The following is a 13,672-nucleotide window of genomic DNA, read 5'->3' on the forward strand; positions in this document are numbered from 1 at the left end:
TACGCCGCGCCGGAACTGCTCATTCGCCGGGAGGGGATCTCCGGCGATCAGAAGAAGCCGAGTTTCTTCGGCGCGTAGCTCACCAGCATGTTCTTGGTCTGCTGGTAGTGGTCGAGCATCTTCGAATGGTTCTCGCGGCCGATGCCGGACTGCTTGTACCCGCCGAAGGCCGCATGGGCCGGATAGGCGTGGTAGCAGTTCGTCCAGACTCGGCCGGCCTGGATGGCGCGCCCGAAGCGGTAGCAGGTGTTCGCCTCGCGGCTCCACACACCGGCGCCGAGGCCGTAGAGCGTGTCATTGGCGATGGCGAGCGCGTCGGCATCATCCTTGAAGGTGGTGACGGAGACGACCGGTCCGAAGATCTCCTCCTGGAAGACCCGCATCTTGTTGTGGCCTTTCAGGACCGTCGGCTGGATGTAATAGCCGCCGGAGAGTTCTCCGCCATGATCGACGGCCTTGCCGCCCGCGAGCACTTCAGCGCCTTCCTGCCGGCCGATGTCGAAATAGGAGAGGATTTTGTCCTTCTGTTCCGACGACGCCTGCGCGCCGACCATCGTGGCGGGGTCCAGCGGGTTGCCGAGCTTGATGGCCGCCACGCGCTTCAGCGCACGCTCCATGAAGCGGTCATAGATCGACTCATGGATCAGGGCGCGCGACGGACACGTGCACACCTCGCCCTGGTTCAGCGCGAACATCACGAAGCCTTCGATGGCCTTGTCGAGGAAGTCATCGTCCTCGCGCATCACGTCCGCGAAGAAGATGTTCGGCGACTTGCCGCCGAGCTCCAGCGTGACCGGGATGATGTTCTCGGACGCATACTGCATGATGAGCCGGCCCGTCGTCGTCTCGCCCGTGAAGGCGATCTTGGCGATGCGCTTGCTGGAAGCGAGCGGCTTGCCGGCCTCGAGCCCGAAGCCGTTGACGATATTGAGCACACCCGGCGGCAACAGGTCACCGATCAGTTCGGCCAGCACCATGATCGACGCGGGCGTCTGCTCGGCGGGTTTCAATACAACGCAGTTGCCGGCGGCGAGCGCGGGCGCGAGTTTCCATACCGCCATCAGCAGCGGGAAGTTCCACGGGATGATCTGTCCGACCACGCCGAGGGGTTCGTGGAAGTGATAGGCGACCGTGTCATGGTCGATCTCGCTGATGCCGCCTTCCTGCGCGCGGATGCAGCCCGCGAAGTAGCGGAAGTGATCGACGGCGAGCGGCATGTCGGCCGCCATGGTCTCGCGGACCGGCTTGCCATTATCCCAAGTCTCGCAGGTGGCGAGCCGTTCCAGGTTCTGCTCCATCCGGTCGGCGATCCGGTTCAGGATCAGAGATCGTTCAGCTACGGAGGTTCGGCCCCAGGCGTCTTTCGCTGCATGCGCGGCGTCGAGCGCGGCATTTATGTCCGCCGCATCGGAGCGCGCAACCGAACAGATCGTCTTGCCGGTGATCGGCGACGGATTGTCGAAATAGCGGCCTGCGACGGGCGGCACGAATTTTCCGCCGATGAAATTGTCGTAACGCTCCTTGAACGGAGATTTCAGCGTCGACGTGTCGAGAACTTGTGTGTCAGCCATTTGGTGTTTCCTCTTCCAGTTTGCACGCTTCGTCATGGTGCGAAGACTGGAGAGAAGGATCGTCCCGCAGGCGGGCCGTGTCAGCCCGGCGCGGCGGGCGCTCGGTCAGAAGTGTCTCAGAACTGAGACAGGTTGACCGGAGAAAGATCAGCCGCTGGTGACGCCAAGCCGTTCCATGCGCCGGTAGAGCGTCGCCCGGCTGATGCCGAGGGCGCGGGCGGCGGCGGCCATGTTGCCATCGGCGCGGGCGATGGCGCGCTTCAGTTCCCGCCGCTCGGCGCTGTCGAGGCCGACGCCGCGCTGATCGGAATCGCCGAACACATCGCCAGCCGGGCGCGGCGTCGCGAAGGCGTCCGGGCCGAGGCTGTAGACTTGCCGGGCCGCGCGGGTGGCGCCGATCACCAGATCGTCCGCATCGACCGCGAACAGGACCGCGCCGCGCTGGCCGTCACCGCGCCCGCGCACGATGCGCCGGCCGGAGAAGACGCTCTGGAAATGGTCGGCCTCGATCTGCCGGGCGGCGTCAGCCACCGTCTGCGCGATCAGCGTGGCGAACGGCTGCGTCAGGTCTGACCGGCAGGAGGAGACATCCAGCACTGCCGCCAGCTCGCCCTCCTCATCGAAGACCGGCGCGCCCATGCAGGTCATCACCGTATTGCTGTCGCGGAAATGCTGGTCGCGGTAGACCGTGATGACACGCTGCTCGGCAATGCAGGTACCGATGCCATTGGTGCCTTGCGTGGACTCCGACCAGTCGGCGCCCTGCCACAGGCCGGCGGCGCGGAACACGCCTTCATCCGCCTCGGGCGTGCGCTGGTCGAGCACGATACCGCCGGTGTCGCACAGGAAGATGCTGCAACCGGCCAGGCTGAGACTGGCGTGCAGACGGTCCATGACCGGATTGGAAATCTCCAGCATCCGGCCCAGCATTTCGCGGCGCTGCAACAGACCGGACACGTCGATGCGGACGTCCCGGCGCGGCGCATCCGGCGCAAGCCCGTGCGTCGTGAGCGAGCGGGCCCAGGAGGCGGCGATGGTGGAGCGGGCGGCGCCCGACCGGGACAGGGCGACCTCGCGCACAACATCGGCATGGGCGCCTGAAGGCGCGGCAGCGGACGGATCGGCCTTCTTGTCCATCCGCCAAGCGTAACACGGCAAGGCGCCCGGTCAATCTTGTGGACCGCTTCAGCGCGGGCGTCCGGACGCAGCTTTGGGCTGGCCGGTTGACAGGTTTTTTGGGCTTTTCGACTGCCGCTCATCCCGGCGAAAGCCCGCGGCCAGCGCAACAAGATTGCGCCCATCAGACTGGATCCCGGCTTTAGCCGGGATGAGCTGGAGAGGAGAGGTTGGGGTCAGCGGGCCGGGACGTGGGCGGCGATGAGTTGGGGACCGCCGGCGGCAAAGGCGCGTTCGAGGGCCGTGTCGAACTCTTCGGCGGTCGTGGCGTTTACGGCCGGCACACCCTGCGCCTCCGAAAGCTTGACCCAGTCTATCTCAGGGCGGCCGAGGCCGAGCAGGTCTTCGGCGACGCGGCCTGGATTACCGGCGCCGGTGCGAGCGAGTTCGATGTTCAGGATACGGTAGGAATGGTTGACGAAGATGACGTTGACGACGTCGACGCCTTCGCGCGCCATGCTCCACAAGGCCTGGTTGGTGTACATCGCGGCGCCGTCGCCGGAGAGGCAAAGCACCTTGGCACGGCCTTTCGCGGCCACGGCGGCGCCGAGCGCGAGCGGCAGGCCCTGCCCGATGGCGCCGCCCGTGAGCATCATCCATTCGTGCGGACGGGCGCGGCCGGTCATCATGAAGCAGGGCAGACCGTTGGAGACGCCATCATCGGAAACGAAGGTGCCTTCCGGCATGTGGCGGGCGATGGAGGCGCCAACCGTTGCCGCGTTCAGCGCGCCGGTGGGCTGGCCCGGCAGGTCGAGCGGTGCGGCGTCGGCAGAGGCCTTGGCGCCGAGGGCATCAGCGAGCGCGCCGAGGATCGCCGCGCTGTCGGATTCGGGGCCGCCGAGGACCATCGGGGTGCAGCCGTCCGGCACCAGCACGCTCGGCTTGCCCGGATAGGAGAAAAAGGCGACCGGCACCTGCGTGCCCGCGACCAGCATTAGGTCCGAGCCTTCAAGATCAGCCATCGCGCCTTCGGCGAAATACTGCATCCGGTCCGGCGCAAAGAGGCCGGCGCCGCGCGCCTGGCGCGGGAAGAACGTGTCGGTGATCACGCGCAAGCCGGCGGCCTTGAGACGCGCGGCATGGGCGAGACCAGCGGGCGCCAGCGCGGTGCCGTTGATCAGGATGACCGGCTTCTTCGCCGCGCGCACCGCCTTGGCGGCCGCGTCGATACGGCCAGCATCGGGCGCGCGCCGCGATGGACGCTTGCGGGCCTTGCCGGGGACGCCGCCTTCGTTCCAAGCGGTGTCGGCCGGCAGCAGCAGCGAGACCGGGCCGGAGACCGGGCCGAAGCTTGCCTCCCAGGCCTCGGCGGCGAGATTGCCGGCGTCGGCAACAGAATTGGCAGACTTGATCCAGATCGAGTTCGGGCCTGCGAGGCCGAGGATGTTGGAGGTGAGCGGCGCATCATAGCGCAGGTGGGGCACGGCATGATCGCCGATCACGTTGACCATCGGCGTCCAGGCACGCTTGGCGTTGTGGATGTTGGCGCCGCCATTCAGGAAGCCGGCGCCGAGGTGCAGCAGCGTCATCGCAGGCCCGCCGGTGACGCGGGCATGGCCATCGGCGGCGCCGGTGGCGACGCCTTCGAAGAGGCAGAGCACCGAGCGGATGCGCGGCTCGTGGTCGAGCGCGGTGACGAGGTGCATTTCCGAGGTGCCGGGGTTGGCGAAGCAGGCGGTGACGCCATGGTCTGCCAGGGTTGAAACCAGCGCTTGTGCGCCCGTCATGCCGGTGTCTGCCGCAGCCATTCCTGCCTCCCGATTTTTGTCTTGCGTCCGGTGCTTAGGCGAAAACCGAGCTGGGTGCAAAAGCGAAACGGGCCGCACGGCGAACTGGAAGCAAGGGGTCTTCCGTGATCGCTGTGCGGCCCGCCCTAAGCCAAAGGGGAATGGCTGAGCTGCAGCATACACTACAGCCTGAGCCAGACTATACCGTTCAGAATAGAGAAATCGAGCCCTGCACAATGCTCATGTTTGCTTTCAGCCGCGACAAGACGCGCGGGTCAATTCAAATCAGGAGCTTACCCGGCGAAGGCTCTGCAGCATAAAGTAGCGAAATCTGGTCCGCTCGGATTTCCTGGGTGCGCGACTGGTTGATGTAGCCCTTCTCGGTGATCTCGCCGAGGTCGGATTGGGGCTGTGTGGTCTGCAACAGGATCCGCGCGATCCGCGAGGCGGCGTTCGGATTCTTGCGGTTGTAGTCTTCCAGCGCGCGGCGCAGCGCGGTCTCGATGGCGGGGTGCTTGACGAGGGCGTCGAGTGGCAGCGGACCGCCGGTGAGCCGGTGGCAATAGGTCTCGTTGAGGAAGCCGAGCAGGCCGATCTCGTCGTGGTTCAGGCCGCAGACGATGGCGTCCGACAAGATGCCGCCGGTGGCTGCAACCGCGGCGACACGGACCGAGCCGGTGGAGACCCAGGTGCCGCTGGCGAGCTTGAACTCCTCCACCGTGCGACCATCGAAAGCGAGGCCCTTCTCGGGCACGGCGGGATCGACGAAGCGGACGGCGTCGCCGAGGCGGTAATAACCTTCCTCGTCGAACGCTTCTGCGGTCTTTTCCGGATTCCGGAAGTAGCCGGGCGTGACGTTGACGCCCTTGACGCGCAGTTCGAGCTTGGTGCCGGTGGGCACGAGCTTGAACGTGTTGCCGGGCAGCGGCAGGCCGATCAGGCCCATCGTGCCATTCGGCCAGTGGACGTTGGACGCGGTGGGCGACGTCTCGGTGGCGCCATAGCCGGCCGACAGCGAGATGCGCTCACCCGTGATGCGGACGGCGACATCCTGGATGCGTTCGTAGATGTCCTGGCCCATTGCGGCGCCGCCATAGGCCATGGAGATGAGGCGCGAGAAGAAGACTTCGGCCAGCGCGTCATCCTGCTCCAGCGCGGTGGCGAGCGCGGCCCAGGCCTGCGGCACGGTCGTGTGCTGGGTGGTGGGGATTTCCTTCAGGTTACGGAGCATCTCCGGCAGACGCTGGGGCGTCGGCGCGCCCTGGCAGATATACAGCGTGCCGCCCCAGTCCAGCATGTTGTGCAGGATGGAATGGGTGCCGTAGGTGTGGCTCCAGGGCAGGAAGTTCACCATGACCTGCGGACCGCTGGTAAGCTCATCAAGGCGTTCCTCGTTCCAGACCGAGCGGATCATCTTCGCGTTCGCGGCGACCATGCCATGCGTGTTGATGACGGCCTTGGGCTCGCCGGTGGAGCCGGAGGTGAGCATGTACTTGGCGACAGTCGACGGCGTCAGCGCGGCATAGGCGGCATCGACCGCGTCGCCCGCCAGCCCGGCGAAATCCTCGAAGCTGACGGCGCGGGGCACGTCGGGCGCGTTGCGGGAATAGATGACGAGCCGGTCGCCGAGATCCATGCCGTTCAGGGCGCGCTGGTATTCGGCGCCGTCTTCCACATAGATGAATGTCGGCTGGGTCAGCCGGTCGATATAGTTGAGGCGCACCAGGTCCTGGCTGAGGAGCGCATAGGCGGGCGTGACCGGGACGACCGGGCTGCCGGACCACATGGCAGCATACATCAGGAGCGCATGGTCTATCGAGTTCTTGGACAGGATCATCAACGGCGCGCCCTGCCCTGCCCCTTCGCTGAGGAAGGCGGCAGCAAGGCGCTTGACCTCGGCAAGACCCTCCGCATACGTCACCTCGCGCCAGCCGGGCCGGGCGGGATCGGTGGGCCAGCGCTCGGCGAGCCAGACCTGGTCCGGGCGCTCGGCGGCCCACTTCACCAGCGGCGCCAGCATGTGCGGCGGATGCGGCTTCAGCGGCTGGCCGTTGGAGAGATAGATCGTACCGTCCGGGCGCCGGTCGATATTGACCTTGAGCGGCAGGTACGGAACCTCTCGGAACGGGATATGGGCGGTCTTGCTCATGGCGGTCTTCAATCTCCCCGCAGGGCGCCGGGCGGCGGCCATGCCTCGTGTTTTCTGTTGTGCTAGCTCGCGCAGTGCGCCGGAAAGGGCAAGCCCCATCCCCGGCCGGGGTGCAGCCGGAGGATGTCAGTTCGCGCCGCCGGCGAGCTCCTTCATGATGACATACCAATGGTCGAGCCCGTCATAGAAGGCACTGACCAAAAGACGCTCATTGAGACCGTGTGCGAAGGTATCGTTCGGTTTGGACGCACCGCCGCCAATACCGACCGTGTCATAGCCGAGGTTGCGGTAATGCATGCCGTCGGTGCCACCCGACGACATGTGCGGAAGAATCGCCAGCCCGTCGAGACCGCGTTCCGCGAGCGCGGCCTTCACCGCCGCAAGGACCTCATCGGGAATTCTGGATTCCGGGCTCTCGACGAGATTGGAAATCCGCTTGAACTTGACGGCGTCATTTCCGACGACGTCCTTCAAGGTCTGCTCGGTGGCGTCGATACCCACGCCCGGGAAGATGCGGCAGTTGATGGTGGCGGTCGCCCATTGAGGAAGCGCGTTGTCGGCATGGCCGGCGCGCAGCATGGTGGCGATGCAGGTGGTGCCGGTCGTGCCAACAGTGGAGGGGTCGGCGCGCAACACTGCGATGGCGGACGCGTCGGCAGGATTTTCGGCGAAGGCCAGCATCGCCTCGCCGAGCGGGCCCGGCGTCTGTCCACCGGCGGCGCGGAAGGATGCGAGCGTCAACGGGCTGTGCATGACCGGGAACTTGTAGGCCTCGATCTTCTTGAGCGCATCGGCGAGTTCATAGATCGCGTTGTCGGCGCGCGGGGCGGACGAGTGGCCGCCGGGATTGGTGACTGTCAGCTCGAAGCTGGCATAGGTCTTCTCCGCGCCCTGTATGCTGTAGAACAAGGCCTGGCCATCCATGCCGAGGGTCAGCCCGCCGGCGTCGGCGTTCAGGACATAGGCCGGATCGACATGGCCGGCGATGTACTCGGCCTGCGCACGCGTGGACACCATTCCGGTTTCCTCGTCACCGGACAGGGCGATAACGAGATCGCGGTCCGGCTTGAACCCTTCCTGCCTCAGCCGGATGAAATTCGAGACAAGACTGACGACACCGTACTTGTTGTCGGATGTACCACGGCCGAAGAAGTAGCCGTCCTCCTCGATCAATTCGAACGGATAGCGCACCCAGCTTTCCGGGAGCGCATCTACCACATCCATGTGGGCGAGGAAGACGATCGGTTTTTGCTTCGGCGTGCCATCCGCGCGATACCACACCATAAGGCCCTGGACCTGCTCGCCATCATTGTCGTGGTCGGTGATCCGGATGTCGGATTCTGCAAAGCCGGCGGCTTTCAGCTCGCTGGCGAGGTAGTCTACCAGCTCATGCGTCTTGCCCTGCCCGCGCGCCGTGCGGATCTCAACGGCCGTCTGGTAGAGCTCGCGCGCCGCCTGTTCGAACTCGGTACGCTCCTCAGCGATAGCTACCGGGGCGACAAGAAGCAGGGCAGACGCAAACAGGGCAGCCGGCTTGAAGGACATAGAAAACTCCGGATTTCGTGGACATCAGGACAGGCGGAAACTTTGACGGGTCCGCGCGGCAGGGCAAGCCCCAAGGCTCAGGGTTCGAACCCTTCATTCTCGATATAGATGACGTTTCCGCAGTGGCGGCAATGCACCGAATCTCTGTCATGACGATGGAGGCCGCATTTTGTGCACTCGACATCGACTTTCTCCGACGGCGTGACCAGCTCCTTGAGCAGGCGGAGAAAGAGGGTGACGCCGAGCAGCATGATAACGATGGGCAGGACACGGCCACTCCAGCCGACGAGCACGACATCGCCATAGCCGGTCGTCGTCAGGCTGGTAACGGTGAAGTAGAAGGCGTCGAGATAGTTGTGGATATCCGAGCCCGGCTTGCGGACCTGATTGGCATAGACCAGCGCCGACATGATGAAGAGAAAGACGACGAGGTTAACTGCCCGCTCAATCACGGCGCGGTGCAGCCGCAGGTATTTGGCGAGCGGGCTGCGCTCATTGAGGATGCTGAAGGCGCGCGCGACCCGCAGCGCGCGGATGACCCGCAGGAAGGCATAGTTCTGCGAGATCAGCGGCGCGAGCATGGAGAAGACCACGATCAGGTCTGCAATATTCATGAAGCGCATGAAGAAGCGGCGCTTGGTCGGGGCGATATAGAAGCGCGCGACAAGATCGAGCGCGATGACCGAGCCGATCGTATAGTCCAGCCAGTGGTGCACACCGGAATGCGGCAGGAAGGGCGAGGCCAGGAAATAGCTGATCGTCAGGATGTCGAAGATGAACACGGCCCAGCGAAACGCGACCGGCCACGCGCCGACACCTTCGTAGAGCCAGATCAGCGTGCGCCGCAGGCCGATACTCTTGCGCGCCGGTACCGTATCGTTCATCAGGTCGCCTCCCCAGTGTATTTATTGCCGTTCAGGCGTGCGGTGTCACGGGGGCGACTACTTATTGCGATGGCTGAAGCGCGGCAATCGCCCGTTTCAGGTTTGCCCGGGCGGGCGCGTCCCATTCGGCATGGGCGAGGTCCGTCAGATAGAGTCGCTCGCGGGCAAGGAAACCCTTGAGGATAGCCCCGCGCCCGGCGCAGAAGGCGACCTCTGGCACGAAGGCGTACTCCTTGCGGATATCCGTCTCGTAGCGATCATAGACTTGGACCGGCGTACCGAGGATTGAAAGATCGAGGTCGAGAAACAGCGCCGCATCGGCGGCGTCTTCCGCACTCAACCCGTCCGGCACCTTGTGGGCCGTGGTGGCGCAGACGATGGCCGCGGCGAAGGCGATATCGTCTGCAGGCAGATGGCCTTGCGCATCATGTTCCAGCAGGATCGCGCTCTGCTCCTCATTGTCTTTCGCCTGCGGATCATAGATCGCATCATGCCAGTAGAGCGCCCAGAGCACCGGGACCGGGCGATGGAAGTGCGCCTCCCAACGGCGATAGTGGCGCAACAATGCTTCGATATGGTCCCAGCTGTGATAGTGGCGCTGCGGCTCCGAGTAGCGGGTGCGCAGCGCGTCGATCAGCGGCGGCGGGATCAACCCTGAGGCTCCAGTGTTTCGTTGAAGCGGACAGGTTTGCCGCCGCCCTTGCGGGTGATCTCGCCGTCGCGCATGACGAAGCCGCCGCGGATAACGGTGGCAACCGGCCAGCCGGTGGCTTCGAAACCGTCAAACGGAGTCCAGCCGCACTTGGACTTCGACCAGTCGGCGGTGATGGTCTCCTTGTGCTTCAGGTCCACGATGGTGAAGTCGGCATGATAGCCCTCGGCAATGCGGCCCTTGTCGGCGAGGCCGAAGACGCGCTGCGGGCCGGCAGAGGTCAGCTCGACAAATCTCTGCAGGCTGAGCTTTCCCTCGTTCACATGGGTCAGCATGATCGGCACCAGGGTCTGAACGCCGGGCATGCCCGAGGGCGACGCGGGATATGGCCGGGCTTTCTCTTCCTTCGTGTGGGGCGCGTGGTCGGAACCCATGACGTCGACGATGCCGGCATTGACCGCACGCCAGAGCGCTTCGCGGTGGCGGGCCTCTCGGATCGGCGGGTTCATCTGGGCATAGCCCTTCAGGCGCTCGTAGCATTCCGGTGCGGCCAGCGTGAGGTGTTGCGGCAGGCATTCGACCGAGGCGACATCCTTGGCGTCGCGCAGGATTTCCAGCTCCTCGGCGGTTGAAATGTGCAGCACGTGGATGCGCTTGCCGGCGGCGCGGGCGATGCGCAGGAGGCGTTTGGTGGACATCACGGCGCTTTCGACGTCGCGCACTTCGGGATGGCTGGTCCAGTCGCCGGTGCGGGCCAGCGGGCGGCGCTCGGCGAGGCGGTATTCGTCTTCGGAATGGAAAGCGGCGCGGCGCTTGATGGCCTTGATGACGGCGGCAACGCCCTCGTCATCCTGCACAAGCAGATCGCCGGTGGAGGCGCCCATGAACACCTTCACGCCGCAGCAGCCCACCATGCGCTCCATCTCGGGCAGCAGGTCGGTATTGGTATGGGTCGCGCCCGCATAGAAGGCGTGGTCGACATCCATGCGGCCCTTCGCGCGGTTCAGCTTGTCCTGCAGCAGGTCCGGCGTGATGGTCGAGGGATTGGTGTTGGGCATCTCGAACACGGCGGTGACCCCGCCCAGCGCGGCGGAGCGGGCCTCGGTTTCGAGGTCAGCCTTGTGTTCCAGGCCCGGCTCGCGGAAGTGGACCTGGCTGTCGATAACGCCCGGCAGGATGTGCAGGCCGGCCGCGCCGTAGATTTCGCCGGCTGCAGCCTGCGAGAGATCGCCGATGCGGGCGATGCGTTCGTTGATGATGCCGATGTCGGTCTGGATCTGGCCGCCGGGTGTGACGACCGTGCCGCCGCGAAGGATGAGGTCAAAGACTTGGGTCATGACGCCCTTATGCCCCCGACGCGGGCCCCTGTCATCGGGGCGGAGCGGCACAGGGCCGGGTTTCGGCTTGCCCCCTCGGTGTGCACCGCACAAAAGTGGCGCCGAACCAGACCCGCAAGGCACCTCCCATGCCCAAGGCCCCCGCCCGCTCGCCTGCCCATCCGCTGCTGCGCCCGGTCCTGATCGGGTTGGCGGGCATCGCGGCGCTGACCGTGTCTTCCTATGTGTCGCTGCCGATGTATCCGGTGCCGGTGACGCTGCAGACGCTGGTTGTGGTGTTACTCGGCGCCGTGGCCGGGCCGCGCGCGGGCGCGGCGATCGTGCTCGCCTGGCTGGGGCTCGCGATGGGCGGCGCGCCGGTTCTGGCGGGCGGCAAGACGGGCCTGGCAGCCTTTGCGGGACCGACGGCGGGCTATCTGTTCGCCTTCCCGGTGGCCGCGTTCCTGGCCGGCTTCCTGCCCAAGGCCCAGTCGCTGGAAGGGCACGGGATCCGTTTCGCAGGCTTCCTCGGCCTTCACGCCCTGATCCTTGTGATCGGCGGTGGCTGGCTGGCAATGTTGACCTCGCCGGAAGTGGCGCTGGGGTCGGGCGTTGTGCCCTTCCTCGCCGGATCGCTGCTGAAGAGCGCGCTGGCGGCGGCCGTGATCGCGGCCCTGCCGGGCGGAAAGGCCTGATGACGGCGGCGCGCGGAAGGCCTAGAACGCCCCCATGCACCGCCTGCCAAACCGCGCCATTCTCACCCTGACCGGGCCCGACACGCTCGCCCTGCTCGAGCGGACGGTGACGCATACGGTGGCCGACTGGACCGAAGGCGAGGCGCGCTATGGCGCGCTGCTGACGCCGCAGGGCAAGATCATCGCGGACTATATCGCCCACCGCACAGCTGACGGCGTGCAGATCGATGTGCACGAGGATGCGGCCGACGACTTGCTGAAACGGCTGAAGATGTTCCGGCTGCGCTCGGCGGTGGAGATTTCGCGTGACGAGACACTGGCGGCCGTGTCCGGCGAGTCGGGCGATGACGATCCCCGCAGCGCGCTCCTGTTCTGGCGCAGCGTCGCGCCCGTGTCTGACGTCACCGGAGAAACTGATCCGGCGCTCTACGAGAAAAAGCGCATCGCGGCGGGCGTGCCCGAATGGGGCCGCGACTACCGCGCCGCAGAAGTGTTCCCGACCGACGTGAACATGGATCTGATGCACGGCATCGACTACAAGAAAGGCTGCTTTGTCGGCCAGGAAGTGGCGAGCCGGATGAAACGCAAGGCCTTGATCCGCAAACGGACGGTACAGCTGCGCGGCAGCGCGCTGGCGCCGGGCGCGGAAGTGCGCGCGGGCGAGAGCCTTCTGGGCACTGTGACCAGTGTGGCCGGCGATGAAGGCTTAGCGCTGATCCGGACCGACCGGTTTGCCCAGTCGGTCAAGGCAAAGCAGGCCGTCACAGCCGGCGGCGCACCGGCCGAGATCGAGGGCGCGCCCTGGCTGATCGCGGAACTGGCGAGCCTGATGGAGGCCGGGGCCAATGAGTGAGACGCCCTATTGCGGCTGGGCCCCGGTGAGCGACACGCTCTACCGCGACTATCATGACACCGAATGGGGCGTGCCTGAACGCGACCCGCGCGCGCTTTGGGAAAAGCTTCAGCTGGACGGCATGCAGGCCGGGCTGAGCTGGATCACGATCCTGCGCAAGCGCGAGTCCATCCGCGAGGAATTCGACAATTTGGATCCGCAGCGGCTGTCGCGCTGGACCGGCAAACGCATCGCGAAGGCGATGGAAAATCCCGGAATCATCCGCAGCGCCAAGAAGATCGAAGCGGTGATCGGCAATGCGCGGGTCTATCTCGACATGATGGACCGGGGCGAAGACTTCGCGGACTATTGCTGGGAATGGGTCGGCGGAAAGCCGATCGTCGGGGCATGGACGGATTTCCGCCAGGCGCCGACTTTCACGGACTGGTCGGTGGCCATGTCGAAGGACCTGAAGAAGCGCGGATTCAAGTTCGTGGGCCCGACAATTGTCTATGCATGGGCGCAGGCAGTTGGCATGGTCAATGACCATGAGGTAAGCTGCCCACGGCACAGGGAGGTGAGGAAGATCAAATGAAGCAGATACTGTTTCTGGCAGGCGTGGCTCTGATGACAACCGTTGGTGGCTGCCAGACGAGTGAGCCATCGGCGGCCTACGCAAATCCGGTTGAAGCCTGCGCACAAAAGCCGACCGAGGCCGAACGCGACGCCTGCATGAAGAACGTCGTCGCAGATGTCAGCTTGTCGGTGAAACGCGAAGCCAGCCGGAAGCCGCCGAGATGATCAGAGCCTTGCTGGCGGCCGGCGGCGTGCTGGCGTCCGCCGCGCTGACCGGGTGCCAGACCTGGCAGGACCGGGCCGACGCCGCGGCGCTGGCCGAGTGCGACCGGATCGGCGACGAAGCCAGCCGCAAGGCCTGCCGGGCCGATGTGATGGCGGGGTATGCCGAAGCCAGAGCGAAGGAAAACGCGCGTCTGGAGGAGGCTGCAAAGGCCGCCGATGAGCGCGAACTTGCCCGTGAGGTGTATGGCGATCCCAAGAACCGGCATTGAGCCTGCGTCCGTAGATGCTTGGCGGCGCGGGGAACGCAGGTTAGAGCATACGTAC

The 13,672-nt window shown here is 65.5% G+C and carries 13 protein-coding genes; 5 read left to right on the top strand and 8 right to left on the bottom strand.

The genetic code is table 11. From position 1 onward, the window contains the following. Positions 1-47 precede the first annotated feature (47 nt). The 8 genes from adh to GC148_RS02820 form a co-directional block, all read right to left on the bottom strand. Positions 48-1,571, bottom strand: coding sequence for an aldehyde dehydrogenase (adh, locus tag GC148_RS02785; RefSeq protein ID WP_291068507.1), 1,524 nt, complete (start codon positions 1,569-1,571; stop codon positions 48-50). A gap of 147 nt (positions 1,572-1,718) precedes the next feature. After that, entirely contained in the window at positions 1,719-2,708 is a 990-nt protein-coding gene (locus GC148_RS02790) for a GAF domain-containing protein (protein WP_291068508.1), read from the bottom strand. Positions 2,709-2,923: 215 nt separating this feature from the next. After that, complete coding sequence (locus tag GC148_RS02795) at positions 2,924-4,474, bottom strand: acetolactate synthase large subunit (RefSeq protein WP_366063007.1); 1,551 nt, start codon at positions 4,472-4,474, stop codon at positions 2,924-2,926. 280 nt (positions 4,475-4,754) lie between these two features. Continuing rightward, complete coding sequence (locus GC148_RS02800; RefSeq protein WP_291068510.1) at positions 4,755-6,623, bottom strand: feruloyl-CoA synthase; 1,869 nt, start codon at positions 6,621-6,623, stop codon at positions 4,755-4,757. A gap of 126 nt (positions 6,624-6,749) precedes the next feature. Further along, positions 6,750-8,168, bottom strand: a complete 1,419-nt coding sequence (locus GC148_RS02805; RefSeq protein WP_291068511.1) for a M20/M25/M40 family metallo-hydrolase — start codon at positions 8,166-8,168, stop codon at positions 6,750-6,752. A 77-nt stretch (positions 8,169-8,245) separates the two neighbouring features. Beyond that, the gene (locus GC148_RS02810) at positions 8,246-9,052 is read right to left on the bottom strand and encodes an ion transporter (protein WP_291068512.1); all 807 of its coding nucleotides are present in this window, start codon (positions 9,050-9,052) and stop codon (positions 8,246-8,248) included. Between the two features lie 61 nt (positions 9,053-9,113). Then, positions 9,114-9,704 carry a hypothetical protein gene (locus tag GC148_RS02815; RefSeq protein WP_291068513.1) on the bottom strand — a complete coding sequence of 197 codons (591 nt, stop codon included), beginning with the start codon at positions 9,702-9,704 and terminating at the stop codon, positions 9,114-9,116. Beyond that, positions 9,701-11,041, bottom strand: a complete 1,341-nt coding sequence (locus GC148_RS02820) for a dihydroorotase (protein WP_291068514.1) — start codon at positions 11,039-11,041, stop codon at positions 9,701-9,703. Before GC148_RS02820 ends, GC148_RS02815 begins: the two co-directional genes overlap by 4 nt. Positions 11,042-11,169: 128 nt before the next feature. Here GC148_RS02820 and GC148_RS02825 point away from each other — a divergent pair, with 128 nt between their 5' ends. From GC148_RS02825 to GC148_RS02845, 5 genes are read left to right on the top strand one after another with little or no spacing between them, the layout of a single operon-like run. Continuing rightward, positions 11,170-11,715, top strand: a complete 546-nt coding sequence (locus GC148_RS02825) for a biotin transporter BioY (protein WP_291068515.1) — start codon at positions 11,170-11,172, stop codon at positions 11,713-11,715. 34 nt (positions 11,716-11,749) lie between these two features. Then, positions 11,750-12,568, top strand: a complete 819-nt coding sequence (locus GC148_RS02830; protein ID WP_291068516.1) for a folate-binding protein — start codon at positions 11,750-11,752, stop codon at positions 12,566-12,568. Beyond that, positions 12,561-13,142 (top strand): DNA-3-methyladenine glycosylase I, encoded by a 582-nt coding sequence (locus tag GC148_RS02835; protein WP_291068517.1) that lies wholly within the window; start codon positions 12,561-12,563, stop codon positions 13,140-13,142. The genes GC148_RS02830 and GC148_RS02835 overlap by 8 nt, the downstream gene beginning before the upstream one ends. After that, positions 13,139-13,348, top strand: coding sequence for a hypothetical protein (locus GC148_RS02840; RefSeq protein ID WP_291068518.1), 210 nt, complete (start codon positions 13,139-13,141; stop codon positions 13,346-13,348). Before GC148_RS02835 ends, GC148_RS02840 begins: the two co-directional genes overlap by 4 nt. Then, entirely contained in the window at positions 13,345-13,617 is a 273-nt protein-coding gene (locus GC148_RS02845; RefSeq protein ID WP_291068519.1) for a hypothetical protein, read from the top strand. The genes GC148_RS02840 and GC148_RS02845 overlap by 4 nt, the downstream gene beginning before the upstream one ends. The last annotated feature ends 55 nt before the right edge of the window (positions 13,618-13,672 follow it).

It is taken from the genome of Hyphomonas sp. (genome assembly GCF_016125515.1).
Classification (GTDB): Bacteria; Pseudomonadota; Alphaproteobacteria; order Caulobacterales; family Hyphomonadaceae; genus Hyphomonas.